Source organism: Pseudomonas sp. fls2-241-TYG-175 (assembly GCF_030209155.1).
GTDB lineage: Bacteria > Pseudomonadota > Gammaproteobacteria > Pseudomonadales > Pseudomonadaceae > Aquipseudomonas > Aquipseudomonas viridiflava.
This window is the reverse complement of record NZ_JARVSO010000046.1, coordinates 49,896-74,990: the sequence shown is the minus strand read 5'-3', so window position 1 is coordinate 74,990 and position 25,095 is coordinate 49,896. Positions and strand designations below refer to the sequence as shown.

Sequence of the window (25,095 nt, the reverse complement as noted above, 5' to 3'; positions counted from 1 at the left end):
GATAGGTATTGGCATGACCGAACGCATCCCTCCTCTTTACGCCCTGAGGGCCTTTGAAGTCGCGGCGCGATCATGCTCTTTCACGCGGGCTGCGGAAGAATTGTCCCTGACCCAGAGTGCGATCAGTCGTCATATCCGCACGCTTGAAGAAAGCCTGGGCTGTCGATTATTCGAGCGCAATGGCCCCAGGCTGTCCTTGAGTGACGAAGGACGCCACCTGGCCAGCCAGCTGAAAATCGGCTTTCGGATCATTGAAGACGCCTGCCAGCCTTTCCGCGGCAAGGGCAAGCACCTGCGACTCAAGTCACCCTCGACCCTGACGATGCGCTGGTTGCTGCACGCACTGGAGTCCTACAAAAATCCCGTCCCGGCACAGCCTGTACAGCTCTCCAGTGTCTGGATGGATTTCGACAGCGTGGACTTCTACGCCGAGCCTTACGACTGCGCGATTCTGTTGGGCAACGGCAACTTTGGAGCGAACGTCGAAAGCTGCAAGCTGTTCGATGAATGGCTGATTCCGATCTGCTCGTCTGAAAATCTGGGGGATCATCCCTGGGGGCCAGAACGCCTGCAGAACGCCGACTTGATCCACCCGTCTACAGATCGCAGGGACTGGCGGCGCTGGTTAAAACGAATGGGGCTGTCTGATCAGGTGAAGCTGGACACCGGCAAGGTGTTCGACACCCTGGACCAGGGCATCACCGCCGCCATCAGAGGTCATGGTGTATCCATCGGCGACCTTTTCCTGATCGCCAATGACGTGTACGAACACCAGGTGTATCTGCCTTTCGAGAGCGCAGTGGGCACAGGCGATGCCTATTACCTGGTCTGGCTGCAGGACAGCTACAAGCGTCAGCGGGTGCTGGAATTACGCGACCATCTGCTGACCTGCCTGCCTGACATTTCCGGTATCAAGGTGCAATTGCTCACCGCATCATGACAACCGGATTGATATGACCTTCCGAGCACATGCCGCTTCTTGTCAAAAACCTGGCTGCTGATGATGCGCTGAAATCTGCTTCTGCCCGGAGGGCGTGGGGGTTACGAAGGCAGCGATGGGCTGCGCAGCAGCCCTTGAGTGCATCTGATACACCGCATGCGCAGGCATTGTGCTGCCGGTTCCCGGCAGATCGCCGGAAGCCGCCTCTTATCAAACAAAACGTAATCTGCTGAATGAACACGTTTTTGTGGGAGGCCCCACCACGTCTTCGACGTAGCGCTGTCGCGCAGCAAACTAGGTGGGAGCGGACTTGTCCGCGAAAAGGCCTGTACATCCGACGAATATTCATCGGCTGAACTACAGCATTCGCGGACAAGTCCGCTCCCACAAAATCCAGTTTCTTCAGTGGGTTGCAGGTTGTTTGATAAGAGGCGGCTTGCCGGCGATGAACGATGACGCGATTTTCCTGACATACCGCGTCAACTGCATCGCCGGCAAGCCGCCTCCCACGGTCCGCTGTTTGTTGAGGGACAGCGCCGTATCAGCGACCTGCACTGTCTTTCAGCGATGCGCATCCATCACGCCACCGGCAGGCACTGCTCCACCAATGACGTCCATACCTTCACGCCCGGCTCGATCACCTGATCATTGAAGTCGTAGTACGGGTTGTGCAGCGCCGCCGAAGGCTTTTCGCCGTCAACGCCCATCCAGATGTAGGCGCCCGGACAGGCGTGCAGCATGAAGGCGAAGTCTTCCGAGGCCATGGACGGGTTGCAGCCCCATTGCACGTTGGCTTCACCGACTGCGGCGACGGCGGCACGACGAATCGTTGCGGCGGCTTCGACGTGGTTTTCGGTCACTGGATAACCGACGTTGTAGACCAGCTCGCCACGCACGCCGAAAGCCATTGGCAGACGCTCGACGAACTCGCCGATCCATTGCTGGACCTTCTCGCGCACCGGGGTCTGCAGGCAGCGAACGGTGCCACGCAGCACAGCCGTTTCCGGCAGCACGTTGATGGCCTCACCCGCGTTGAACTGGGTGATGCTGACCACCGCTGAATCCAGCGGCGACAGACGTCGGGACACGATGGTCTGCAGACCCAGCACCAGCTCGGCGGCAGCCACGATCGGGTCGTTGCCCTTGTCCGGCATGGCCGCGTGGCTGCCCTTGCCGGTCAGGGTGATCTCGAAAGTGTCCAGCGAGGCCATCATCGGCCCCGGATTGACCACCACCTTGCCCGCAGGCACACCCGGCCAGTTGTGCAAGCCGTAGATGGCTTCCATCGGGAAACGCTCGAACAGTCCGTCCTCGATCATGCGCTGTGCGCCGCCAAGGTTTTCTTCGGCAGGCTGAAAAACGAAATGCACGGTTCCGCGAAAGCGCCGCGTCTCGGCCAGATGCCTGGCAGTGGCCAACAGAATGGCGGTATGCCCGTCATGGCCACAGGCATGCATACAGCCTTTATGCGCAGACTTGTGCACGCTGTCGCCCAGTTCCTGAATCGGCAAGGCGTCCATGTCGGCGCGGATGCCGATAGTCGGGCCATCGCCGGTGCGCAGCGTGCCGACCACGCCGGTGCCACCGAGGCCGCGATGGACCTCAAGGCCAAAGCTGCTGAGCAGTTCAGCGACCTTGTCGGAAGTTTTCTGCTCCTGAAAGCCCAGCTCCGGGGCCGCATGAATGGTGCGGCGCCAGACCGTGGCTTCTTCGATCAATGTCTTGGAAATGCTCATGTGATTCACTCCAGGCTCGCGCCATAACCAAAGCTGGCGGCGGGTTTGGCAGCGGTCTCGACCCACACGCTTTTCACTTCGCTGTATTCGCGCAATGCATCCAGCCCTGAAGAACGACCATAGCCGCTTTCACCATAGCCACCAAACGGCGAGCTGACATGAATGGTCTTGTAGCCGTTGACCCAGAACGTACCGGCACGCACCTGTTTCGCCACACGGTGCGCGCGGCCCACGTCACGTGTCCAGACGCCACCCGCCAAGCCGAAACGGCTGTCGTTGGCGATGCGGATCGCATCTTCTTCGTCCTTGAAAGGAATGGCTACGACCACCGGGCCGAAGATTTCTTCCTGAGCGCAGTGCAGGTCGTTGGTGCCCGCCAGAACGGTCGGGTTGACGTAATAACCGGGCTTTTCCGGGATCGGCTCTGCGTGCTCGCCCACCAGCCTGGCGCCGTCTTTCAAGGCACGCTCGACCATGGTTTTCACGTGGTTGTACTGCTTGGCGTTGTTGATCGGCCCGATCTGGGTTTCCGGGTCGCTCGGGTCACCGACCTTGAATTGGGTCGCAGCGGTGGCCAGCGCATTGGTGAATTTTTCGAAGATCGACGCCTGCACCAGCAGACGCGAACCCGACACGCAGCTCTGCCCTGCCCCGGAGAAAATAGCCGCCTGAGCGCCGCGCAGGGCGACCTCCAGATCGGCGTCCTCGAAGACAATGTTGGCCGACTTGCCGCCCAGCTCCAGCACCGCCGGAATGCAGCGTTGTGCCGCCGCGACGGCAATATGGCGACCGGTTGCCGGAGAGCCGACGAACACGACTTTGCGAATGTCGGCCCTGGCGATGAACGCCTGCCCGATGGAGTGGCCGAAACCGGCGATCACATTGACCAGCCCCTTGGGCACACCGGCACGTTCGATCAATACGCCGACCACCAGCGAACTCAGCGGCGTCAGTTCCGAAGGCTTGAGGATGACCGCGTTGCCCGCCGCAATGGCCGGTGCAATCTGCCAGCCGCAGGTGAAGATCGGCGCGTTCCACGGGGTGATCTGCAGCACCGTACCCAGCGGTTCGTACGTCACGTAGTTCAGGTGCGTAGTCGGCACCGGAATGATCTCGCCGTGCAGTTTGTCTGCCCAACCGGCGTAGTACTCGAACATCTCGGCAACCTTGAGCACTTCAACGCGGGCATCGCGAATCGGCTTGTTGGCGGTCAGGGATTCGATCTGGGCGAGATTTTCCAGCGCTTCACGGATCAGGTTACCGACCTGATACATGGCGCGACCACGCGCCTGCGCCGTCAACGCCCACCACTGAACCTGCGCGGCTTTCGCAGCGTTGTCGGCCTTTTCGACCAGCGATTCGTCGGCGTCCGGAAAACTCAGCAACAGACTGTCGTCATGGGCATTGCGCACTTCGACCGGCGCGCCGTGGCCTTCGATGAACTCACCGCCCACGTAGCTGGCGATGACACTGCGATCGCCCCAGTAAGGGCGCATCAGTTCGAGGATCTTTGCAGTGCTCATCACTTATTCTCCGTGACCGTAAAGTTTGGCATCAGTGCGTTGCACGATGGCGCAGAAGTCTTCGTTATCGGCCAGCGTCTCGCTGCTGGCTTTCCACAATTGCGCGACGACGCGGGACAACGGCAGGTCCATGTCCAGGCTGTCCGCCAGATCGCTGGCCAGGCCGACGTCCTTGCGCATCAGGCCCATGGTGAAACCCGAGTCGTAGGCCTTGTTCAACACCCAGGTGGGGAACATGACTTGCGTCGCGCCGCTGCGGCCGGAACCGGCGTTCAGGCCCTGCAGCAGTTTTTCCGGGTCAACGCCCGCCTTGGCTGCCATTGCGACCGCTTCGGCGGTGCTGATCAGGTGGCAGGCGGCGAGCATGTTGTTGGCGATCTTGGCCACGTTGCCCGCGCCGCACTGACCGACGTGAACCCGCGTGCCGCTCATGCCTTCCAACACCGGCATCGCCCGCGCCAGATCAGCTTCTTCAGCGCCGATCACCATTGACATGGTGCCGGTGGCCGCGCCTTTCGGGCCGCCGGACACCGGGGCGTCGATGAAGGCGATTCCAGCCTTGGCCAGTTCGGCAGCAACCTTGCGGCTCATCTCAGGCGTCGAGGTGGTGGTATCGACCACAATCAACCCTTCGTGGCCCACTTCGCGAATGCCACCGGCGCCCAGGCAGACAGACTCGACATGCTCGGCCTTGGGCAACGACAGAATCAGAATGTCCACGCTCTGGATCAACTGCGTGCGGTCGGCAACCGGCTTCACGCCTTTGCTTTCGGCCATCGCCAGCGCGGTCTGCGACAGGTCGAATCCACTGACGTCAAAGCACTTGCCCGCCAGCGTCGCGGCCATGCCGCCGCCCATGTTGCCCAGTCCGATGACGCCTGTTTTCAAAGTCATGTTCTGCATCTCGCTTAGAGGTTTTGTACGAATTCAAGAATGACGTTGCCTGCCGCCTGCGGCTCGACCATGACGCGTCCAGGCGCCTGCTGATGCGGCACGTGGTTCTCGGCAAGAATGGCGCGCAGGGTATCAAGGCTGGTGGTGTGCAGGCCGATGGCGATTGCGTGTGGCCGTTCGCGATGGGCTTGTGGCAACGGCGTATCGGGGTAATGGCAAGCGGCTGTTGTCGCATCCATGGCACGCAACACGCCGCATCGGGTGTCGGCGAGCAACACGTTGCCCTGCCAGCTCACCGCATCGCCGTAAATTGCACGCCAGCGCGGTTCAAGCTGAGCGGGGTCGGCCAGATACGTCACGCTGACAATGCCGTCCACCGCATTGGGATGCTGTTGCCAGCCAGGCACCCAGATCAGTTCGGGTCGGTGCTGATGACAGATGAAATTCGAGGCGTCAGGCAGTTGCGGGTCGATGAACAGCCCCAGCGAAACCACCGCTTCGTCAGGACGTCCGTCTGGTAACGTCATCGCGCGACGGAAGTCGATTCGGCCCTGACTCGGCAAACCGGCCTGCATCAGCCGCACATGGTCCGCGTCGGCGTCCTGGCTGTGCAGCGCGACCAGCGAAACGCCCTCTTCGCCGCGCTCCAGAAACTCGCCCAACTGGCGGCCGAAGCAGAAGCCATTGACCGAGCCGGTGCCGAACAGCGACGCATCGTGAATGCCGATCAGCTCGATGAAGTTGCTCTTGAACATCATCAACGAAGTCACGCTGCCCCACGGGTGATAGCTGACCGGCGACGGCGCGAAGCCCATCCGACGATACAACTCAAGCGTGGCGGCGTGATCACGGACAGTGACCAGCGGATGATCGATGCCTTGTGGAAACTGGGCGACGGCAGCCATATGCGATTGCTCCCTGAATCAGACCTGAGATTTGCTGGTGAAGGTCGCCAGTGAATCCGGCGCCCTGCCGATGACTTTGGCTGGCGTGCCAGCCACCACGACACCGGCCTCCACGGGTTTGAGCACCACTGCGCCAGCGGCAACGATGGCGCGCTCGCCGACTTCGATGTTGCCGAGCACCGTGGCGCCTGCGCAGATCAGCGCGCCGCGACGAATTTTGGGGTGCCGGTCGCCTGCCTCGCTGAGCGTGCTGCCCAGGGTGACGCCATGCCAGAGGCTGACGTCGTCCTCGACCACCGCTGTTTCGCCGATCACAAGGCCCATGCCGTGGTCAACAAACAGACGCTTGCCCAAACGTGCAGCAGGATGAATGTCGATGGCCCAGGTATTGGCCGCCCAGTTCTGCAGCAGAACTGCGCTTTGAAAATCGCCGTCGTTCCACAACGCATGAGCGATGCGATACGCCTGCACGGCCTGGATGCCACGAAAGGTCAGAAAGGCGGTGAGGTGATCGGGACAGGCCGGGTTGACGATCACCAGATGGTCGATGTCTGATGCTGCCGATTCGGCAATCTCGGGATGCACTTGAAGGACGCTGCCGAACCAGCCGGCGAGATCGGCTTCTGGTGCGTGGCTCTGCAACTGGCCGGCCAGACTGGCAGCCAGTGCAGTCTCGAAGGACACATGGGCCAGTACTCGATCCTGTCCGTAACGGCCCAGTATCGGGTTACGCTCACCCAACTGTTTTGCCTGCTCCCGCAGGCGCTGCCAAAGAGCCTTCATACGCGTTCCCTTGTGCTGATGATCGAGTATGGACAGCGTTCTCCCCTCTCAGCAATAATCCAAAAATCGAATTTATGTTGCCTTGAGCGCAACACAGGACAGCCAATGAGTCTGGTGCAGGATCGTCGGATCCTTTATTTCTTCGAAGCTGTGCGGCTGGGTAGCGTGCGGGCAGCGGCGGACTTTCTGAATGTCGCGCCGTCAGCGGTCAGCCGCCAGATCGCGCAACTGGAACTGGAGCTGGGTTCGCCACTGCTGGAGCGCCATAGACGCGGGGTCAAACCCACCGAAGCAGGTGACAAGGTGCTGGCCTACTACCGGCAGCGACTGACTCAGCAGGAAGTCCTGCTCGACTCGATCCAGGCACTGCGCGGCCTGCACAGCGGCTCGGTGACACTGGTGTCGGGGGAAGGTTTTCTGGAAAGCCTGGCGCAGCCGCTGGCAAGGTTTTCGGCGCTGTACCCGCGAATCGAACTGATCGTTAACGTGTGCGGCAGCAACGAAGTGATCCGCCAGGTGGTCGAGGATGAGGCGCACATCGGTCTGGTATTCAACCCGGCCGCCGACCCGAAAATCCGTTCCCATGCCCACCAGCGCAAGCCGGTCTGTGTGGTGACCGCACCGGATCATCCGTTGACGCAGCAACTAGGCCCCATCGAACTCAAGACATTGGCTGAATACCGCCTGGCACTCCCCGCCGTCTCATACGGCATTCGCCAGATTCTTCTTGAAGCCGAACACCAGTTGGGCGTCACGCTCGAGCCGACCCTGACCTGCAACACCTTCGCCATGCTCAAGCATTTCGCCATGCAGGGTGGCGTCACGCTGCTGCCGACCTTTGTTGTGGAAGAGGAAATCAACAGCGGAAAACTACGGGCACTGGCGTTGCAGCACGAGGTGTTCAGCAGCCCGCAGACGCACCTGATCAGCCGCCTGGGTCGTCAACTCAGCGTGGGTGCGAGCCGGTTAATGGGGATGCTGTTGCAGGATATGGCCGCGTTCAGGCATTGAACTGGAATGAGCGCTGCAAACTCGGCGGCGCCTCCCCAATAAGTCGCGTTTCTCCCGCGGGTATGGCGAGACAGAGCCCCCGACAGGCCGTTCAGGCCAGGTATTCAACAACCCGACGAACAGCACCTGCGTCCTGTCATCGATGCCACAGAGCAACCGTTAGTCCCGCCTCGAACAAATTCGCTGAACCAAAAAACCAGGAATCCGCTCATCAGAAGTAACAGATCAGACTTCCCGATCAGACTGAGGGCTTCCCATGAGAGCGTTGACCTACCACGGCGCACACAATGTCAAAGTCGATACCGTGCCAGATCCTGAAATACAGCAGGCCGATGACATCATTCTGCGAGTGACGGCGACCGCCATCTGCGGTTCGGACCTGCACCTGTATCGCGGCAAGATTCCCACGGTGGAGCATGGCGATATCTTTGGCCATGAGTTCATGGGGATCGTGGAAGAGACTGGCTCGGCCGTAACGTCCGTGCAGCGTGGCGACCGCGTCGTGATTCCCTTTGTGATTGCCTGCGGTTCATGCTTTTTCTGCAATCAGGATCTGTACGCGGCCTGTGAAACCACCAACACCGGACGCGGCGCGATCCTCAACAAGAAGTCCATTCCACCGGGAGCCGCGCTGTTCGGCTTCAGTCACTTGTACGGCGGCATCCCCGGCGGACAGGCTGAATACGTGCGGGTGCCCAAGGCCAATACCGGCCCGTTCAAGGTCCCCGGTACGCTGGCGGACGAGAAGGTGCTGTTTCTCTCCGACATCCTGCCGACCGCCTGGCAGGCCGTGACCAACACCGGTATCGGCAAGGGTTCGAGCATTGCGATCTACGGGGCGGGCCCGGTCGGTCTGCTGAGCGCGGCGTGCGCGCGAATGCTGGGGGCCGAGCGGATTTTTATGGTCGACCATCATCCCTATCGCCTGGCTTACGCACAACAGACTTATGGCGTCATTCCGATCAATTTCGATGAGGATGACGACGCGGCCGACACCATCATTCGCCAGACACCGGGCATGCGTGGGGTGGACGGCGTCGTGGACGCAGTCGGCTTCGAAGCCAAGGGCAGCACCACCGAAACGGTACTCGCCACCCTCAAGCTCGAAGGCAGCAGCGGCAAGGCCCTGCGCCAGTGCATCGCGACCGTCAGGCGCGGCGGCGTGGTGAGTGTGCCGGGGGTTTATGCAGGCTTTATCCACGGCTTCATGTTCGGTGACGCTTTCGACAAGGGCCTGACGTTCAAGATGGGCCAGACCCATGTACAGCGTTTCATGCCTGAATTGTTGGACTACATCGAGACCGGTCGCCTGCAACCCGAGGCAATCATCACCCACCGCATGTCGCTTGAAGAGGCTGCGACGGCCTACAAGATTTTCGACAAGAAAGAAGAAGACTGCCGCAAGGTAATCCTGACACCGGGCAGCAATGATATTCCCGTAACGGTGCCTGACTCACTGACGGGTGTTCCAGCGTTGTGACAAAGAAGGAGGTACATTATGGAAGCGTTTAACGTGTTCTGGATTGCAGCAGTGATCATCGTGCTGGCACTGGATGCATGGCTGATCTACAGCGTCTGGCGCTCGACCAAATCGTCCGGCACCAAAATCGGCTGGACAGTCCTGATCCTGGCACTGCCTATCGTGGGTGCCGGCATATGGGGTGTCAGCGGACCGCGTGGCGTGGTCGAGGCACCGACGTCGAATGAGCACAGCAAGGGGTAATGGGCACGTCACATTCGAGAGCGGACGCGGAGCGTCCTGGGAGGCATTCCCACGCAGAGCGTAGGAACGATCATCATCGTATTCGTTCAGGAGGACTTGTGTATAACGCCAAGTGCTCCGCGTGGGAATGCCTCTCTGGACGCTCTGCGTCCGCTTCAGCAATGGACACAGACGCTATGACTAACGACTCAAATACCCGAAACGCCCCTTGAACGGTTTGCCAATCGGGTCGGCCAGGTCGCCGTGTTTGCTGGTGGTCAGGCCCAGATCCACCAGCGATTCGGCGAGCTTCACGGCTGCTGCGACGCCATCGATCACGGGAAGGCCGACGGCTTCGCTCAGTTGCCGCCCCAGGTCAGCCATCCCGCCACAGCCCAGCACGATGGCACCCGCGCCTTCTTCATCGCGTGCCTTGCGCGCCTGTTCGGCCATGAGTTCGACCAGTTCCGGGCCGCTCTCTTCCAGCGCCAGTACCGGTAGATCAATGCAGCGCACCGAGGTGCACAAGTCACTGAACCCATAACGCTGAAGCAGGTGCTCGGCAATGATCCGGGTGCGAGTCAGGGTGGTGACTACGGCAAACCGGGTCGAGATCAGGCTCGCCACATGAAACGCCGCCTCCGCGATACCGATGACCGGTGCACTCGCGGCTTCACGGGCGGCCAGCAAACCGGGGTCGCCGAAGCAGGCAATGATGTGCGCATCGACCTGCTGCTCACGGCCCTTGCGTACTTCTTCCAGGACACCCAACGTTGCGATGGCTTCGTCGAAATGCCCTTCGATGGACACCGGACCATCCGTCGGGGTGCAGGCAATGATCTGCGTGCCGGGCCTTGCGACAGTTTCTGCCGCCAGGCCCATCTTGCGGGTCATGGTTTCACTGGTGTTGGGGTTGATGACTTGAATACGCACCGGGCCTCCTTCAGCGCCGTTTGAAAATACTGTGGAAGTCCACCGTCTCGCTGACGGGTTCATCCACGTTAAGGCTGGCGCGGATGCGACGCAGATGCTCGGCCATCCACTCCCGTGCTTCGTCACCCTGCCCGGCTTCCAGCAAGGTCAGCAGATCGGCGTGCTCGCCGCAATCGCAACCGACGCTGCGCCGCGAGCCATACACCGCGAGAATCAAAGATGAACGCGTGGTCAATTGCCCCACCTGCTCGGTCAGCACCTGATTCCCTGCCAGCGCACACAACTGCACATGAAAACGTGCGGACAACTGAATGGCTTCGCTGTGACGCCCTGCATGCTGGGCGGCGTGTTCCTGATCGCAGAGCGTGCGCAGCGCTTCCAGACGCTGACCGCTGACGCGTGTCGCGATGGTGTCCATCAAGGCAGGCTCGATCAGTTGTCGGGCGCCCAGCACATCCTGCGCTTCCTGCGCCGAGGGCTTGGCGACTTCCGCGCCGCGCTTGGGCCGCAGCGTCACCAGTCGTTCCAGCGCCAGACGTTGCAGCACCTTGCGAATGCCGGTGCGACTGATCTCGAAGACCTCTGCCAGCGCGTCCTCCGGCAAGCGTGTGCCGGGTGCTAGCCTGTGCTCGACGATGGCTTCCAGCACGTGCTGATAGATCTGCTCATCGCGGCCTTTTTCGTCGGCAGCGGGGGCAATAAACAGAGGGGCGCTGGAAGGTCGGGTCATGGCATCACATCGCTTTGGCATGCAGATCGTATACAAGAATAGTGCCCGAGGAATTTGCTTATGAATAGCGCTATCTAAACGATACCATCGAGCAAACGCTACGTTTCGCAGCGATTTTCGCACCTTAAACGCGCAAAAGCGCCCCCTTTACGTGCATTTCAGTAACCGGTTGATGCTTGACCAAAACGTCAGTTTTCCTGCAAAAAACCTTATTGAGACAATGCTTTCAGCTTGATCACAGCCCATAAAATCGGGCATGGCACATGTCTTGCGTACACGATCGTATACAAAAAAGATCAACGATCGTACCCCGATCCCGTCACGAATCAGCGAGGGAGTAACGCAATGACAGACCAACGCCCGGCCGGCTACAGTCCGCGCCTGCACAACCATGATCTGGGACCGGTTCCGCAGAAGTGGACCTGGTACAACATTCTGGCGTTCTGGATGAGCGACGTGCACAGCGTCGGTGGTTACGTCTTTGCTGCCAGCCTGTTCGCCCTCGGCCTGGCCAGCTGGCAAGTGCTGATCGCGCTGCTGGTCGGCATCTGCATCATTCAGGTGATCGCCAATCTGGTGGCCAAACCCAGCCAGCAGGCTGCGGTGCCCTACCCGGTCATTTGCCGATTGGCGTTCGGCGTCTTCGGGGCCAACATTCCGGCGATCATTCGCGGCCTGATTGCAGTGGCGTGGTACGGCATCCAGACCTACCTGGCGTCCAGCGCGCTGGTGATCGTGGTGCTGCGTTTCTTCCCGGAACTGGCCGCCTATCAGAACGTGACCTTTCTCGGCCTGTCACGGCTGGGCTGGTTCGGCTTTCTGGCTCTATGGGTCGTTCAGGCTGCCGTGTTCTGGACCGGCATGGAGTCGATCAGACGCTTCATCGACTGGGCCGGCCCTGCGGTGTATGCCGTGATGTTCGCCCTCGCGGGCTGGATCGTCTGGCGCGCCGGCTGGGACAACATCAGCTTCACGCTGGCCGAGAAAGAACTGTCGGGCTGGGCCGCATTCGGCCAAGTGGTTATGGCCATCGCGCTGGTGGTTTCGTACTTCTCCGGGCCGACGCTGAATTTCGGCGATTTCAGCCGCTACTGCCGCAGCATGGCGGACGTGCGCCGTGGCAACTTCTGGGGTCTGCCGGTAAATTTCCTGGCGTTCTCGCTGGTGACCGTGGTGATCGTCTCCGGCACGCTGCCGATCTTCGGTGAAATGATCCACGACCCGATTGCCACCGTGGCGCGCATCGACAACACCACTGCGGTATTGCTGGGGGCGTTTACCTTCGTCACCGCGACCATCGGCATCAACATCGTCGCCAACTTCGTGTCACCGGCGTTTGACTTCGCCAACGTTGCACCGAGTCGCATCAGTTGGCGCGCAGGTGGCATGATCGCCGCCGTGGCCTCGATCTTCATCACGCCCTGGAACCTGTTCAACAACCCGGAAGTGATCCACTACACCCTGGACGTACTCGCCGCCTGCATCGGTCCGTTGTTCGGCATTCTGTTGGTCGACTATTACCTGATCAAGAAACAGCAGATCGACGTCGATGCCCTGTTCAACGACACCCCGAGCGGTCGCTACTGGTACACCAACGGCGTGAACTGGGTCGCCGTCAAAGCACTGCTGCTCACCGCGCTGGTCGGCCTGTGCTTCACCTTCATTCCCTGGTTCAAGCCCATCGCCAACTTCGCCTGGTTCACTGGCTGCATTCTGGGCGGCGTACTGTATTACGGGCTGACCAAAGGCTCGCCGGTTCAGGTGGCGAATATGGCACCGACCGCCAGCCACGGCTGATCAAGGCTTCAACGAATACGTACAATGCCTGGCTCGCCCAGGCGTTGTACTTTTCCTGAAACGGTGTTGATTACCAAAGCGCAATGTCATAGGTCAGGTACAGCCGGTTGCTGTCGCGTCCGCGGGCGAAATCGGATCGATACACATAGTTGCGCAGCTTCACACCCAGCCCCTTGAAGGCACCGCCTTGCACCACATAGGCAATCTCGGCGTCACGTTCCCACTCGCGCAACTGCGCCGGACCTGATTTCTCATTGTCGCCACGCAGGTAGCGCGAGGAAAACGTCAGGCCCGGCGCACCCAGGCGGGCGAAATCGTAACCGTAACTGACCATCCAGGTTTTCTCGTCTTCCTCAATGAACTTGCCAATGCCCACGTTACTGAACGAGTACACCGTCGCCCCGCTGATATAAGGCAGGCCCGCATCGCCGCTCAGCACCTGATAACCGGCCCCGACGCTGTGCCCGGCCAACGCATAGGTCAACTGACCGCTGAACATGTCGTTGTCGATCTTGCCGCTGCGCGCAGCACCGGCATCGACGCTGTGGAAATAACGCAGGTCGCTGGTCAGCACGCCGGATCCCAGCTTCAGGTCGTGCTGAATGGACGCAAACTGCTGGCGATAGAAATCTTCCAACTCGCCATAGAAGTAGCTCAGACGAACGTTCTTGCCGAACCGATAGTCGCCGCCGACATAGGTGAAGTCCGAGCCCTTGCCGCTGAAGCCGTCCGGGATGATCGAGCGGCTGTCCGACGAGTCGCGCAACTTGAACTGATCCAGGCGCCCGCCCGTCAGGGTCAGGTTCTCGATGTCTGTACTGGTGAACTGGCTACCCTGATAGACCTGCGGCAACAGGCGCGCATCGTTGTAGATCAGGACCGGCGTTTTGGGCAGCAGCGAACCATATTTCACGGTGGTCTTGGCCAGACGTACCTTGGCAGCGGCACCCTGACTCGAAAACTCATCGGCCGCGCGGCCATCGCTGTGGACCGGCAACAAGCCGGTGCCGCTGCGCCCCTTGCCGGAATCAAGCTTGATGCCCAGCAAGCCGGAAGCATCGACGCCGAAACCCAGCACGCCCTGGGTGAACCCGGATTGATAATCCAGCAGCAACCCTTGCGCCCATTCGGTCCGCTCGCTCTTGGCCGTCAACGCAGCGCGCGTGCTCAGGCCATGTTCGTCACGGAAGTTCTCATTGAAGTAGACATTGCGCAGCTGCAGCTTCAATTTGCTGTCTTCGATGAAACCGTCCGCGCTCACCCAAGGGGCGACGCTCAACAGCAGTGAAGGCAAGGCGGTACGCTGGAAAAATGTGTTCATGCTCATGGCTCGTTCTTGTTATTGGAGGCGCAGCGATTCGCGCGCCCCGGTCGAGGGCGCGTGAATGCACAGGAAAGTTATGGGGTCAGACGAACAGACTGATGGCCCCCGTCAACAGGGCCAGCGCTGTGACCACCAGCGACGTGAGCACGGCCCATTTCAGGGTGGCTTTCTGGAAGTCACCGATGTCACGGTCGATCATGCCGACCAGCAACAGGGTCGACGCCACCAACGGACTCATCAGGTGCACCGGCTGGCCAAGAATCGAGGCGCGGGCGATTTCCAGCGGGCTGATGCCATAAGCCGCTGCGGCGTTGGCGAGAATCGGCACCACACCGAAGTAATAGGCATCGTTGGACAGCACGAAGGTCAGCGGCATGCTGGTGATCGCCACCACCAGCGGGAACAGGTGGCCCCACTCCGGCGGAATCCAGCTGACCAGCGTTTGCGCCAGGGCATCGACCATCTTGGTGCCGGAAAAAATCCCGGCAAAGATGCCTGCGGCGAACACCAGCAAGACCACGGTCATGGCATTGCCGGAGTGGGCCAGAATCCGCTCTTTCTGAATGTCCAGTTGCGGATAGTTGATCATCAGCGCCAGCACGAAGCCGATCAGAAACAGGATCGCCGAGTGCATCAGACCCATGACCAGCGCCACCATCACCACGATCACCAGCGCCAGGTTGACGTAGGCCAGTTTGGGCCGTTTGTGCGGCGTGTCGCCCAGAATGGCGTCGATGTAGCAACCGCCACCGCCGCTCTGCAGTTGTACATTGCCGATGCGCTTGCGCTCGCTGCGACCGAGCAGAAAGGCGGTGAACACCACCCACGCAGCCCCGCCGATCATGGTCGGCAGCAGCGGAATGAAATAATCGCCGGCATCCAGCCCCAGCGCGGCAATGGCCCGCGTGGCGGGTCCACCCCAGGGCGTCATGCCGCTCATGATGCTCAGCGACAGCATCGAGATGATGCCCAGGATCATCGGGTTCATGCCGATGCGCTTGTACAGCGGCAGCATCGCCGCACAGGTAATCATGTAGGTGGTGGTGCCATCGCCGTCCAGTGCGACAGTCAGCGACAGCAACGCGGTGCCGACGGCGATTTTCAGCGGGTCGCCGTTGACGCGTTTGAGGATCTTGCGAATCAGCGGATCGAACAGACCGGCGTCGATCATCAGCCCGAAAAACAGAATCGCGAACAGCAGCAGTGCGGCAGACGGGGCGACCATTTTCAGGCCGTCGAGCATCATCTTGCCAGTGGTGCCGCCGAAACCGCCCAGCACGGCGAAGACCACAGGCACCAGGGTCAGCGCGACGATGGGCGACAGGCGTTTGGACATGATCAGGTAGGTGAAGACCACCACCATGGCTAGGCCGAGGAAGGCAAGCATCGGAATATTCTCTTGTTGTTATGGATGAACGACGCGCACGGCAAGGCCTGTCGAGCCTCGCGATGGCGAGGCCGGAAGGCAGATGATACGTGTCGGTCGAAGGTTGTTGAGGCCGGATCAGCTCCGTTCGGCGACCTGCGGCGTGTCCCATTCCGGGGCAGGCCGTTTGGCTGTCGATCGGTTGTCGAGTTGCTGCATCAGCACCTGACGGTCACAGGCGTTCTCCGACAGCGAGATCGCCACAGTTGCCACCGCGTTGCTGGCCAGACTGGTCAGCGCGCGGGCTTCGGACATGAACCGATCGACGCCGATCAGCAAGGCCAGGCCCGCCAGCGGAATGTCGTGGATCACGGTCAGGGTCGAGGCTAGTGCAACGAAGCCGCTGCCGGTCACGCCAGCCGCGCCCTTGGAGGACAGCAGCATGATCGCCAGCATGGTCAGGGTCTGGGTCATGCTCAGTTCGATGTTGCAGGCCTGGGCGATGAACACCGCCGCCAGCGACAGGTAGATCGCCGTGCCGTCCAGGTTGAAGGAATAACCGGTTGGCAGCACCAGACCGACAACACCTTTCTTGCAACCTAGCGCCTGCAGTTTTTCCAGCATGCGTGGCATGACCGGTTCCGTGGACGAGGTGCCCAGCACCACCAGAAACTCTTCGCGGAAGTAGCGCAGCAGTTTCCAGAGACTGAAGCCGTTGGCCCGGCAGATGCTGCCCAGCACCACAAACACGAAGAAACCGCAGGCGATGTACAGGGTCATGATCAGCTTGGCGAGTGAGCCCAGCGAAGTGATGCCGTACTGGCCGACGGTGAACGCCAGCGCGCCGAACGCGCCAATCGGGGCGAAGCGCATGAGGTAGGAAAATATCTTGAAGACCATGTGCGAAGCCGATTCCAGCACATTCAGCACCGGTTTGCCGCGCTCGCCCAGCGACGACAGGGCAAAGCCCGACAGTACCGCGATGAACAACACTGGCAATACTTCACCCTTGTTGAACGCCCCCACGAAGGTCTCGGGGATGATGTGCATGAAGAAGTCCACGACACCGAGCTTGGCCGCCGACTCGGTGTACTGGGAAAGGCCTGCCGTACTGAGCTTTGTCGGATCGATGTTCATGCCGGTTCCGGGCTGGAACACGTAGACCGCGACCAGTCCGATGATCAGGCTGACCACGGTCAGCCCCAGAAACAGCAGCAGCGTCTTGCTCATCAGGCGACCGAGCGACTGTTTGTCACTCATCCCGGCAATGCCGATGACGATGGTGCAGAACACCACCGGAGCGATCATCATCTTGATCAGCTTGATGAATGCATCGCCCAGCGGTTTGAGGGCGACGGCCTGCTGCGCCCAGAAGTGTCCGACCAGGACCCCGAGGATCACGGCGCAGATGATCTGGAAATACAGTGATTTTGCGATTTTCATGAGGCATCACCCATTATTGGAGTTGTTCTGATGCGGATTTGATAATCAGGTCAGGCGGCTTAGCCCGCAAGTCGCTGAGCGAGTGGCGCGTACACTTCGCCGGAAAACAGTCGGCGCGCCGTGCGCACCACCGAAGCCCGGATGGTCTGCCGGTCAGGTCCGACGTAGCTCATCGCAACGTCGATGGCCCCGCTCGGGTGTTCGATTCGTACCTGCTGCAAGCGCTCGTTGCCGCCGGTGCCAAGCAACTGCGCGACCACCGTGGCGTCACTCACGCAAGCCGTTGCCAGACCGATCGAGCCAGTAATGGCCAGCGCCTTGTGGCAGTTGTGCGGCATGAAGTAACGAACCTTGAGCGTACCGCCTGCGCTGGGCAGTGAAACCAGCACCGGCTTGGGGATCACTTTGTCGCTGACATCACCCAGCCCCATCGCCGCACCGGCCTTGAGCCGCAGCGCTTCCAGCTTGCGCAGGAAGTCAGTGTCGGCATCCAGTTCGGCAGGGCTTTCATCGCCGCGCTTGCCCAGCAGCGACGCTTCGATGATGACCATCGGCATTGCCATGTCGATGCAGGTTACTGGCACGCCATCGAAGACATCGGTCTGTTGGCCGGTCGGGAACAGCTTGCCGGTCTTGCTGCCCGCCGCGTCGAGAAAGGTCAGTTGCACAGGTGCCGCAGAACCAGGCACGCCATCGATCTGCGTGTCGCCGTCATAACTGACCTGACCGCCCGGTGTGTTGACGTCGGCGCAGACGAACGTGCCGGTGTTGAGGTTGCGAATCCGCACCTGGGTGACATCGCCGGTCGCCGCCACCAGTCCGTGCTCGACCGCGAACGGCCCGACGGCGCAGAGCATGTTGCCGCAATTGGGCGCCGTGTCGACACGGCGCTGGGACACCATAACCTGCACGAACAGATAATCGACGTCGGCGTCGGCGTGCGGAGAAGGACTGACAATCGCGACCTTGCTGGTCTGCGGACTGCCGCCGCCAATACCGTCGATTTCTAGTTCATGCCCGGAGCCCATGACGGCCAGCAGCAGTTCGTCACGTTCAGCCGTGCAAACGGGTAGATCACTGGCGAGGAACACCGGCCCCTTCGAGGTGCCGCCGCGCATGAGGACGCAGGGAATCGGTTGCATAAAGTCTGACTCTTGGTGATCAATTGGGAGCATTGATGCGTTGAAAGCAAGAGTCACACGGATGTTTATGTTTTATCCAATGCAAAGATCGTAGCCATTATTCCACTTAACGAAATAATGTAAGCTCGGCACATTGTCCTTTCATGCTCGGCAGCGGGGAATAAATCTTGGAATACGAACTGCAGGATATCCGATCTTTTGTGAAGATCGCCGAACTTGGCAGCTTTCACGAAGCTGCCGATGTGCTGCACATTTCGCAACCAGCGCTCACCCGACGCATCAAGAAACTGGAACAGGGCCTGGGCACTTCGTTGCTGGATCGCACCACGCGACGGGTGAGTCTGACGAGCGTAGGCCGGGATTTCTTTCCCAAGGCGCGACGGCTGCTGGATGATTTCGAGGATTCGATTCTCAATATCCGTGAACTGGCCGAACGTCAGATCGGTCAGGTCACCCTCGCCTGCATCCCGACGGCCGCATTCTATTTTCTGCCCAGCGTGATACGGCTGTACAACGAACGTTATCCACAGATCCGCATCCGCCTGCTCGACCTGAGTGCCAACGAAGGTCTGGAAGCGGTGCTGCGGGGCGAGGCAGATTTCGGCATCAATATGATGAGCGGACAGCATCCCGATATCGAGTTTGTGCCACTGGTGAAAGAGCCATTCGTACTGGCCTGCCGACGTGATCATGAACTGGCCCAGCGCGAATCCGTGGCCTGGATCGAACTGAGCGATTACCGGTTGATTGGTGTAGGGCGTTTGAGCGGCAACCGGATGATCCTCGACCATGCATTGGCCGGATTGGGCTGGCGTCCGAAGTGGTTCTACGAGGTGCAGCATTTGTCCACGTCGCTGGGGATGGTCGAGGCAGGTCTCGGCATCTCGGCGATGCCCAGCCTGGCAATGCCTGCCGACGATCATCCGACGCTGGTGAGCGTTCCGCTGGTTGACCCGGTTGTGATCAGAACCCTGGGCCTGGTCTCGAGGCGCGGCGCATCCCTGTCCCCCGCTGCCGAGAAATTCGTCGCGATGCTGCTGGAGCAGTGGCCGCAGTAGCGGCTGGCGAACTATGAATAAGTCGCCGAGGGGCGAAAAGGTGACTTGAGCCACGCGCTTGGCTCACTGAATCCGCAGTCTGTGCCATTTGTGACGCGGAGCGTCACGGGCGGCATGCCCACTTCAGAGCGATGGGCACGATCAGTGTTGAGGCAGACTGGCGATACGTTGCCTGACAGCGGGCTGCCTTCAGATACTCGATCATCCTGTAGATACTTCAATGCGCAAACAGCAACCGGCATTCAAGACCCGGAGTGCTGTCGACGAAGGCGATATCGTCTGTGAGCTGCCGGACCAGTGAGCGGATGATGTGCTTTTAACATCACCTTGGTCGGCGATTTATGGAATGATCGCGTGTCAGTGATGCTCACGTCAGACCCTGTGGCCGCAAAAGTTTTCGAATTGCACAACTTCTGCTCAGCAAAACTGCCTGATGAATAAGGCCTTGCAAACCAAGCGCGTAAACGAGTCGACCGTATGGATAATGATGCGCCTGACATGAGGCCAATACATTCAGAACAATCGGGTTCTTCAACTGAAGAAAACTTCGAGCAGATGCAGCTGGCACTGGACTCGGGCGCCGTCGTGGGCACCTGGATCTGGGACGTGCCCGGCGATCTGCTGGTGGCTGACGAGCGCTTTGCCCGCACCTTCGGATTACCCAGGCAAACTTGCCGTGAAGGCCTGCCGCTCGAGTGCGTGATGACCTCCATCCACCCTGACGACGTTATCAGGGTCGGGGACGCCATCAAGGACATCCTGAACAGCGGCGACATCTTCCGTTGCGAGTACCGGGTCAAGCACAAGGATGGCGGTTATCGCTGGGTGGAAGCCAACAGTCGTATAGAACGCGACTCAGAGGGCCAGGCCGTACGCTGCCCCGGCGTACTGCTGGATATCGAAGCACGCCGCGCCGCCGAACAGGAGCGGGACCGTCTGACCTCGCTGCTGCGTATCTTCACCGCAGCGGTTCCCGGCGTTGTCTACGCCAAGGATCTGGAAGGCCGGATGCTGGTCGCCAATCGCGGCACGGAAACGCTGATCGGCAAGCCGCCGGAATTCTTCATCGGCAAGACCGACATGGACTTTCTGGAGGACAAGGATCAGGCGCGGATCATCATGCAGACCGACCGCCGGATCATGGACGGCAACACCAGCGAGCAGATCGAGGAGCAGGTCAACCTGCCCGATGGCTCGGCCGCCACGTTCCTGTCCACCAAGGCCCCGCTGCTCAACGACGACGGGGAAGTCATCGGCCTGATTGGCTCGTCCATCGATGTGACGGCCAGAAAGCAGGCCGAAGTGGCCGTCAAGGAACTCAATCAGACGCTGGAACAACGCATCGAGCAGGCCATTCACGAACGTGAACAGATCGAAGATGCCTTGCGGCACGCCCAGAAGATGGACGCCGTGGGACAACTCACCGGCGGCATCGCCCACGACTTCAATAACCTGCTGGCCGGCATCTCGGGCAGTCTGGAAATGATCCAGACCCGCATGGCCCAGGGACGTCTGGCCGATGTGGACAAATATGTGAGCGTGGCTCAGGGTGCCGTTCGACGAGCCGCATCATTGACGCATCGTCTGCTGGCCTTTTCCCGACGCCAGACGCTGTCCCCTGAAGTCACCAACGTGAACACCCTCATTCACGGCATGGAAGAACTCATTGGCCGTACAGTCGGCCCGTCCATCGAGCTTCAAGTCGTTGCAGGAGACAACGTCTGGCCGGCGCTGATCGACCATGCGCAGCTGGAAAATTCCCTGCTCAACCTGTGCCTGAACGCACGGGATGCCATGCCCAACGGCGGCCGAATCATCATCGAGACTTCCAACGCTTCGCTGGATGAATGCATCGACCCGGACCACGGCATCACGGCTGGCGATCATCTGAGTATTCGCGTGACGGACACCGGCACCGGCATGAGTCCGGAGACCGTGGCCAAGGCATTCGAGCCGTTCTTCACCACCAAGCCGATTGGTGCGGGAACCGGCCTGGGTCTGTCGATGGTGTATGGCTTCGTAAGGCAGTCGGGCGGCCAGATCAAGGTCGAGTCGGTCGAAGGCCAGGGCACGACCATCGTGATGCACCTGCCTCGTCACCTTCCCGATGCGCAGCAGGAAACCACTGACAAGAGCAGTGACGAAACGCCGCTGCCCCACCACGGTGAGACGGTGCTGGTGGTCGACGACGAACCGTCGGTGCGAATGCTGGTCGTCGAGGTGCTTTCAACAGAAGGCTATCACGCGCTGGAAGCGGCCGATGCGCAGGCGGGCCTGGAGATTTTGCAGTCGGACATACACATCGACCTGCTGATCAGCGATGTCGGCCTGCCCGGTGGCATGAACGGCCGGGAAATGGCCGACGCCGCACGCACGAAACGCCCCGCCCTGCCCACGCTGTTCATCACTGGTTACGCCGAGACCTCGGCACTGGACGGCTGCCACCTGCAACCGAAGACGCAGATACTGACCAAGCCGTTCGGGCTGGAAGTGCTGGCATCCAGGATCAAGGAACTGATCAGCGAACGCAGCCAGGAGCAGGGTCAGCCACGCGCCTTCAAGTGAAGCATGGGGTAATGCTCATAGTGGCCTACCCTCTGCTTGACGACGGGATCCTGTGACGTGAAGTCGCCGATCTCCTGATCATCGTTGATCTGATACAGCGAGACGCCGTAACCACCCTGCTCGTCCATGACTGGCCCGTGCGCGACAATCACATCCTTATCGAGCAGCTCGTTCAGATAAGCCCCGTGTTGCGCCATCAAAGCGCGTTCGATATCGGTCATCGTGGCGAGAAAGTCCGCGCGGGGCGGAAGGTATTTGCACAAATAGAACTTCATGAGCGATCACCTGCAAGATAGAAGGAATAGCGTCCGTGGCGTCCAGACTATCGAGCCGAGGCCACGCTTTTCAGGATCGAGCTTTCGAACATTTTAGGAGCATGATGCTGTAGAAACACGATCATTCCTGACATCTTGCCGACCGGATTGCGCAATGGCGGCCTGCGTGTACCCATTAGCCCGATGATTTTCTCCACCACTGCGTCAGGTGCTTCTGCCTCGTTCAAACCCTTTTGGGTAACGGCATCTACTCGGCCTCTGTACTGATCGTATGCCGCGATCCGCTGGCCTTTCGAAGCCACGGCATTGAGCCCAAGCTTTGTCTTGAACCAGACAGGCTCGACCATGCTCACCCTGATATCGAACGGGTCCAGCTCGAAGCGCAGCGACTTGAAGTAGCCTTCGACCGCGTGCTTGGACGCCGAGTAGTAGGACAGGTTGGGCGGCCCTATCAGGCCGACAATCGAGCTGACCGTGATGATCTGACTGCCCTTCTTCTCGCGCATGAACGGCAGCAACGCATTCGTCACCTTGACCGTGCCCCAGAAGTTGGTTTCGAACTGCTCCCGCGCGGCCTCGACAGGGGTTTCTTCGGCAATACCGGTCAGCATGTAACCGGCGTTATTGATCAGCACATCGACGCGCGGAATGTTCGTGAACAACTGCTCCAAAAAGAATTGGATGGACGCGTCATCGGTGACATCAAGACGCAGCAATTTGAAGGGGAAACGACCCGCGTGGTTCTGGGGATGACGGCTGGTGCCAATCACCTCGAAGCCTTGATCGTGAAGCCGGGTCGCGAGCAGCAGCCCAAAGCCTGAGGATGCGCCGGTAATCAACACTGTCTTTTTCATCTGAATGCCCTGAAGAGTCGCATGTGTGCCCGTTGTAAGGCTGCTCGGCGGGCTGTGACATCGAAGCGGTCCTGATGAGTCATCAAGTGCCCGACACATTTGCCCGTGACACCAGATTGCTCGTGCACCGGCCTTTTGACACTCGCGCAACGCGCCAGAATGACTGCCCAACGCGCCAATCTTCAGCGCGCCGCCTTGGCGTCATCGGCTATGGTGATGGCACGATCGGCTACCTAGACTGCCCTGCAACGTGCAGACATTTGAGTGAAAAGCCCATGAACGGCAAACGCAGCTCGGCGCTGGAATATTCGGTTTGGCCAGGATGGCGACTTCTGATGCAGGACGCTGGCGTGACCGCGCCTCCGGTGCTGCGACGCGCGCAGTTGCCGGGTGACCTGTTCGCACGTCGCAGCGTGCGCCTGAATTCGGCCGAGTTCTTTCGGTTGTGGGAAGCCATCGAGGCCGAAGCCCAATCCCTGCAACCCACGGTTCCAACGCCCCTGCAGATCGCACGGGTCATGTCCGCGGACTGGTTCGATCCGGAATTGTTTGCCGCCCTGTGCAGCGCAAACATGAGAGCGGCCATGGAGCGCCTCGCCACCTACATACGGCTGATCGCACCGATGGCCATCCGCATGGTGCGCAACGATGAACACACCACCATCACGCTGGACTTCCTGACCGCTTCGCAGCCGCCACCGGCCGTGTTTCTGATTTTCAAGATGGTGCTGTTTGTGCAACTGGCACGGCTGGCCACTCGCACCCAGGTCAATCCGCTGCAGATCAGCTGGCCATTGCCGGATGACTTCGAGAAAGACTCAGACCTCTATGCAGCTTTCTTCGGCATCACGGTCACGCACAGCGCCGTCATCACGCTGGTGCTGAACAACGCCGACATGGATCGCCCGTTTCTGACCGAAAATCACAGAATGTGGCTGTTCTTCGAACCCGACCTGCGCCAGCGCCTTTCGGATCTGGACAGAACCTGCGGCATGCTGGAACGGGTGCGCAGCGCACTGCTGGAAAGCCTTCCCGCTGGCGAGGTCTCAATGCAGGCGGTCGGTCGCAAACTGGGCGTCAGCACCCGCACCCTGCAACGCAGGCTGCAAAGCGAAGGCACCACGTTTCAACAGATACTCGACACCCTGCGTGAGTCGCTGGCCAGGCATTACCTGCGCAACACGGCCATGTCGAGTGCGGAAATTTCGTTTCTGCTGGGGTTTGAGGACCCCAACTCCTTTGCCAGGGCCTTTCAGGCCTGGACAGGGAAAACGCCGGGTGCGGTTCGCAACGAGAAGGCTGCCGACGAGATCGATTACGAAGCGGGTTTGACGGTCTCGAAGCCCGGTCGGCGATAAATCAACGGACGTCTTCGACGTAGCGCTGGCAAACCTTCCCGAGTCGATAGCGGAGCTTGGCCTTATCGCTTAAGTCCGTTTTAGAACGCGGGACACGGGTATTGCAGCCAACCGGCAACCCTTAGCAACCCCTCAGAAACTCCTACCATAATCCGCTTTAGACCCTAAAAACAGAATGCTCACTCTGTTTTGAAAAATGGTTATTTATTGCACTGAATTCTAGTTTATGGATACTTTATTGATATAAAATAACTATTTAAGCAAGTAAATCTCAATAAATATAGCTTTCAAACAATATAACTATTGAAATTTTATAATATTCAATACAAAAACAACGTCTTTTCTTTGCCGCTCGAGAACTTTATCCCCACACTGCGGCCTTAATGCTCGCCGTCGGCCCCCACCCCCGTCCGACACACACTTATCGCCAACACACTCTATCTGGAGATTTCCCGATGGCCAGACGCTTGCTGCCTGTCGCCGCCGCTTTACTGACGTGCCTGATCAACTTCCCCGCTTCGGCTGCGGACCATCAGCCCCCCTCGCCCGCAACATCCGATGCGCTACGTGCGCAGGTCGATGCCAAGCGCCAGCACCTCACCGGTACTGACGCCGTGACCCAAAAGCAACCGACTGGCGAACAAGCCGTGCTGGACGCCCCTGTCGATACCGCAGATGCCCCTGTCGTGGATGAAAAAAAGCCGTGAGCGCTGCGTTGATTCGACCATCACTCAAGCCACTATCCGAGGAGTAGTA

The 25,095-nt window shown here is 59.9% G+C and carries 22 protein-coding genes; 9 read left to right on the top strand and 13 right to left on the bottom strand.

The annotated features are described in order from the left end of the window. Positions 1–13: 13 nt before the first annotated feature. On the top strand, positions 14–940 hold the full coding sequence (locus QRN20_RS24285) for a LysR family transcriptional regulator (RefSeq protein WP_032663403.1): 927 nt from the start codon (positions 14–16) through the stop codon (positions 938–940). Positions 941–1,518: 578 nt separating this feature from the next. Here QRN20_RS24285 and QRN20_RS24280 read toward each other — a convergent pair. Genes QRN20_RS24280 through epsC form a run of 5 tightly spaced genes read right to left on the bottom strand, consistent with a single transcriptional unit; the run spans position 1,519 to position 6,781 of the window. Continuing rightward, positions 1,519–2,676 (bottom strand): M20 aminoacylase family protein, encoded by a 1,158-nt coding sequence (locus QRN20_RS24280; protein ID WP_122409870.1) that lies wholly within the window; start codon positions 2,674–2,676, stop codon positions 1,519–1,521. A 5-nt stretch (positions 2,677–2,681) separates the two neighbouring features. Beyond that, positions 2,682–4,199 carry an aldehyde dehydrogenase family protein gene (locus QRN20_RS24275; protein WP_122544814.1) on the bottom strand — a complete coding sequence of 506 codons (1,518 nt, stop codon included), beginning with the start codon at positions 4,197–4,199 and terminating at the stop codon, positions 2,682–2,684. 3 nt (positions 4,200–4,202) lie between these two features. Then, positions 4,203–5,093 carry an NAD(P)-dependent oxidoreductase gene (locus QRN20_RS24270; RefSeq protein WP_122605715.1) on the bottom strand — a complete coding sequence of 297 codons (891 nt, stop codon included), beginning with the start codon at positions 5,091–5,093 and terminating at the stop codon, positions 4,203–4,205. A gap of 14 nt (positions 5,094–5,107) precedes the next feature. Further along, the gene (locus QRN20_RS24265; RefSeq protein WP_285361411.1) at positions 5,108–5,998 is read right to left on the bottom strand and encodes a VOC family protein; all 891 of its coding nucleotides are present in this window, start codon (positions 5,996–5,998) and stop codon (positions 5,108–5,110) included. A gap of 18 nt (positions 5,999–6,016) precedes the next feature. Beyond that, the gene (epsC, locus tag QRN20_RS24260; RefSeq protein WP_029244217.1) at positions 6,017–6,781 is read right to left on the bottom strand and encodes a serine O-acetyltransferase EpsC; all 765 of its coding nucleotides are present in this window, start codon (positions 6,779–6,781) and stop codon (positions 6,017–6,019) included. A gap of 105 nt (positions 6,782–6,886) precedes the next feature. Here epsC and QRN20_RS24255 point away from each other — a divergent pair, with 105 nt between their 5' ends. The 3 genes from QRN20_RS24255 to QRN20_RS24245 all read left to right on the top strand — a co-directional run bounded on the left by QRN20_RS24255 (position 6,887) and on the right by QRN20_RS24245 (position 9,515). Next, positions 6,887–7,792, top strand: a complete 906-nt coding sequence (locus QRN20_RS24255; RefSeq protein WP_029244218.1) for a LysR family transcriptional regulator — start codon at positions 6,887–6,889, stop codon at positions 7,790–7,792. A gap of 256 nt (positions 7,793–8,048) precedes the next feature. Then, positions 8,049–9,272 (top strand): zinc-dependent alcohol dehydrogenase, encoded by a 1,224-nt coding sequence (locus QRN20_RS24250; RefSeq protein ID WP_029244219.1) that lies wholly within the window; start codon positions 8,049–8,051, stop codon positions 9,270–9,272. 18 nt (positions 9,273–9,290) lie between these two features. After that, entirely contained in the window at positions 9,291–9,515 is a 225-nt protein-coding gene (locus tag QRN20_RS24245) for a PLD nuclease N-terminal domain-containing protein (protein ID WP_004885925.1), read from the top strand. A 180-nt stretch (positions 9,516–9,695) separates the two neighbouring features. Here QRN20_RS24245 and QRN20_RS24240 read toward each other — a convergent pair whose 3' ends face one another. Further along, the gene (locus tag QRN20_RS24240) at positions 9,696–10,427 is read right to left on the bottom strand and encodes an aspartate/glutamate racemase family protein (protein ID WP_029244220.1); all 732 of its coding nucleotides are present in this window, start codon (positions 10,425–10,427) and stop codon (positions 9,696–9,698) included. Between the two features lie 10 nt (positions 10,428–10,437). Next, positions 10,438–11,157, bottom strand: a complete 720-nt coding sequence (locus QRN20_RS24235) for a GntR family transcriptional regulator (protein ID WP_029244221.1) — start codon at positions 11,155–11,157, stop codon at positions 10,438–10,440. Between the two features lie 345 nt (positions 11,158–11,502). Between QRN20_RS24235 and QRN20_RS24230 the strand changes: the two genes are divergently transcribed. Continuing rightward, positions 11,503–12,954, top strand: coding sequence for an NCS1 family nucleobase:cation symporter-1 (locus tag QRN20_RS24230; protein WP_122605705.1), 1,452 nt, complete (start codon positions 11,503–11,505; stop codon positions 12,952–12,954). 70 nt (positions 12,955–13,024) lie between these two features. Here QRN20_RS24230 and QRN20_RS24225 read toward each other — a convergent pair whose 3' ends face one another. The 4 genes from QRN20_RS24225 to QRN20_RS24210 all read right to left on the bottom strand — a co-directional run bounded on the left by QRN20_RS24225 (position 13,025) and on the right by QRN20_RS24210 (position 18,229). Then, positions 13,025–14,275, bottom strand: a complete 1,251-nt coding sequence (locus QRN20_RS24225) for an OprD family porin (protein ID WP_423242105.1) — start codon at positions 14,273–14,275, stop codon at positions 13,025–13,027. Between the two features lie 85 nt (positions 14,276–14,360). Then, complete coding sequence (locus tag QRN20_RS24220; protein WP_043306547.1) at positions 14,361–15,665, bottom strand: CitMHS family transporter; 1,305 nt, start codon at positions 15,663–15,665, stop codon at positions 14,361–14,363. 117 nt (positions 15,666–15,782) lie between these two features. Further along, the gene (locus QRN20_RS24215; RefSeq protein ID WP_122517233.1) at positions 15,783–17,087 is read right to left on the bottom strand and encodes a dicarboxylate/amino acid:cation symporter; all 1,305 of its coding nucleotides are present in this window, start codon (positions 17,085–17,087) and stop codon (positions 15,783–15,785) included. Positions 17,088–17,146: 59 nt separating this feature from the next. Next, a complete protein-coding gene (locus QRN20_RS24210) occupies positions 17,147–18,229 on the bottom strand; it encodes a 4-oxalomesaconate tautomerase (RefSeq protein ID WP_029244225.1) in 1,083 nt (360 codons plus the stop codon). Positions 18,230–18,396: 167 nt separating this feature from the next. Between QRN20_RS24210 and QRN20_RS24205 the strand changes: the two genes are divergently transcribed. Continuing rightward, a complete protein-coding gene (locus tag QRN20_RS24205) occupies positions 18,397–19,287 on the top strand; it encodes a LysR family transcriptional regulator (RefSeq protein WP_122413511.1) in 891 nt (296 codons plus the stop codon). A gap of 477 nt (positions 19,288–19,764) precedes the next feature. Continuing rightward, the gene (locus QRN20_RS24200; RefSeq protein ID WP_088234832.1) at positions 19,765–21,852 is read left to right on the top strand and encodes a hybrid sensor histidine kinase/response regulator; all 2,088 of its coding nucleotides are present in this window, start codon (positions 19,765–19,767) and stop codon (positions 21,850–21,852) included. Here the strand turns inward: QRN20_RS24200 and QRN20_RS24195 are convergent. Both QRN20_RS24195 and QRN20_RS24190 read right to left on the bottom strand, forming a co-directional pair. Further along, the gene (locus QRN20_RS24195) at positions 21,831–22,127 is read right to left on the bottom strand and encodes a YciI family protein (protein ID WP_058430959.1); all 297 of its coding nucleotides are present in this window, start codon (positions 22,125–22,127) and stop codon (positions 21,831–21,833) included. The two genes, QRN20_RS24200 and QRN20_RS24195, sit on opposite strands and share 22 nt — an antisense overlap. Before the next feature lie 47 nt (positions 22,128–22,174). Beyond that, the gene (locus tag QRN20_RS24190; RefSeq protein ID WP_088234831.1) at positions 22,175–22,981 is read right to left on the bottom strand and encodes an SDR family NAD(P)-dependent oxidoreductase; all 807 of its coding nucleotides are present in this window, start codon (positions 22,979–22,981) and stop codon (positions 22,175–22,177) included. Between the two features lie 275 nt (positions 22,982–23,256). Between QRN20_RS24190 and QRN20_RS24185 the strand changes: the two genes are divergently transcribed. Together QRN20_RS24185 and QRN20_RS24180 are read left to right on the top strand one after the other, a co-directional pair. Then, positions 23,257–24,339, top strand: coding sequence for an AraC family transcriptional regulator (locus QRN20_RS24185; protein ID WP_050575478.1), 1,083 nt, complete (start codon positions 23,257–23,259; stop codon positions 24,337–24,339). A 455-nt stretch (positions 24,340–24,794) separates the two neighbouring features. Continuing rightward, entirely contained in the window at positions 24,795–25,046 is a 252-nt protein-coding gene (locus tag QRN20_RS24180; protein ID WP_058430958.1) for a hypothetical protein, read from the top strand. The last annotated feature ends 49 nt before the right edge of the window (positions 25,047–25,095 follow it).

Bases quoted from the DNA above. Each gene is read 5' to 3' on its own strand.
- QRN20_RS24285 (WP_032663403.1), top strand. From the start codon at position 14: ATGACCGAACGCATCCCTCCTCTTTACGCCCTGAGGGCCTTTGAAGTC.
- QRN20_RS24280 (WP_122409870.1), bottom strand. From the start codon at position 2,676: ATGAGCATTTCCAAGACATTGATCGAAGAAGCCACGGTCTGGCGCCGC.
- QRN20_RS24275 (WP_122544814.1), bottom strand. From the start codon at position 4,199: ATGAGCACTGCAAAGATCCTCGAACTGATGCGCCCTTACTGGGGCGAT.
- QRN20_RS24270 (WP_122605715.1), bottom strand. From the start codon at position 5,093: ATGACTTTGAAAACAGGCGTCATCGGACTGGGCAACATGGGCGGCGGC.
- QRN20_RS24265 (WP_285361411.1), bottom strand. From the start codon at position 5,998: ATGGCTGCCGTCGCCCAGTTTCCACAAGGCATCGATCATCCGCTGGTC.
- epsC (WP_029244217.1), bottom strand. From the start codon at position 6,781: ATGAAGGCTCTTTGGCAGCGCCTGCGGGAGCAGGCAAAACAGTTGGGT.
- QRN20_RS24255 (WP_029244218.1), top strand. From the start codon at position 6,887: ATGAGTCTGGTGCAGGATCGTCGGATCCTTTATTTCTTCGAAGCTGTG.
- QRN20_RS24250 (WP_029244219.1), top strand. From the start codon at position 8,049: ATGAGAGCGTTGACCTACCACGGCGCACACAATGTCAAAGTCGATACC.
- QRN20_RS24245 (WP_004885925.1), top strand. From the start codon at position 9,291: ATGGAAGCGTTTAACGTGTTCTGGATTGCAGCAGTGATCATCGTGCTG.
- QRN20_RS24235 (WP_029244221.1), bottom strand. From the start codon at position 11,157: ATGACCCGACCTTCCAGCGCCCCTCTGTTTATTGCCCCCGCTGCCGAC.
- QRN20_RS24230 (WP_122605705.1), top strand. From the start codon at position 11,503: ATGACAGACCAACGCCCGGCCGGCTACAGTCCGCGCCTGCACAACCAT.
- QRN20_RS24225 (WP_423242105.1), bottom strand. From the start codon at position 14,275: ATGAACACATTTTTCCAGCGTACCGCCTTGCCTTCACTGCTGTTGAGC.
- QRN20_RS24220 (WP_043306547.1), bottom strand. From the start codon at position 15,665: ATGCTTGCCTTCCTCGGCCTAGCCATGGTGGTGGTCTTCACCTACCTG.
- QRN20_RS24215 (WP_122517233.1), bottom strand. From the start codon at position 17,087: ATGAAAATCGCAAAATCACTGTATTTCCAGATCATCTGCGCCGTGATC.
- QRN20_RS24210 (WP_029244225.1), bottom strand. From the start codon at position 18,229: ATGCAACCGATTCCCTGCGTCCTCATGCGCGGCGGCACCTCGAAGGGG.
- QRN20_RS24200 (WP_088234832.1), top strand. From the start codon at position 19,765: ATGGATAATGATGCGCCTGACATGAGGCCAATACATTCAGAACAATCG.
- QRN20_RS24195 (WP_058430959.1), bottom strand. From the start codon at position 22,127: ATGAAGTTCTATTTGTGCAAATACCTTCCGCCCCGCGCGGACTTTCTC.
- QRN20_RS24190 (WP_088234831.1), bottom strand. From the start codon at position 22,981: ATGAAAAAGACAGTGTTGATTACCGGCGCATCCTCAGGCTTTGGGCTG.
- QRN20_RS24185 (WP_050575478.1), top strand. From the start codon at position 23,257: ATGAACGGCAAACGCAGCTCGGCGCTGGAATATTCGGTTTGGCCAGGA.
- QRN20_RS24180 (WP_058430958.1), top strand. From the start codon at position 24,795: ATGGCCAGACGCTTGCTGCCTGTCGCCGCCGCTTTACTGACGTGCCTG.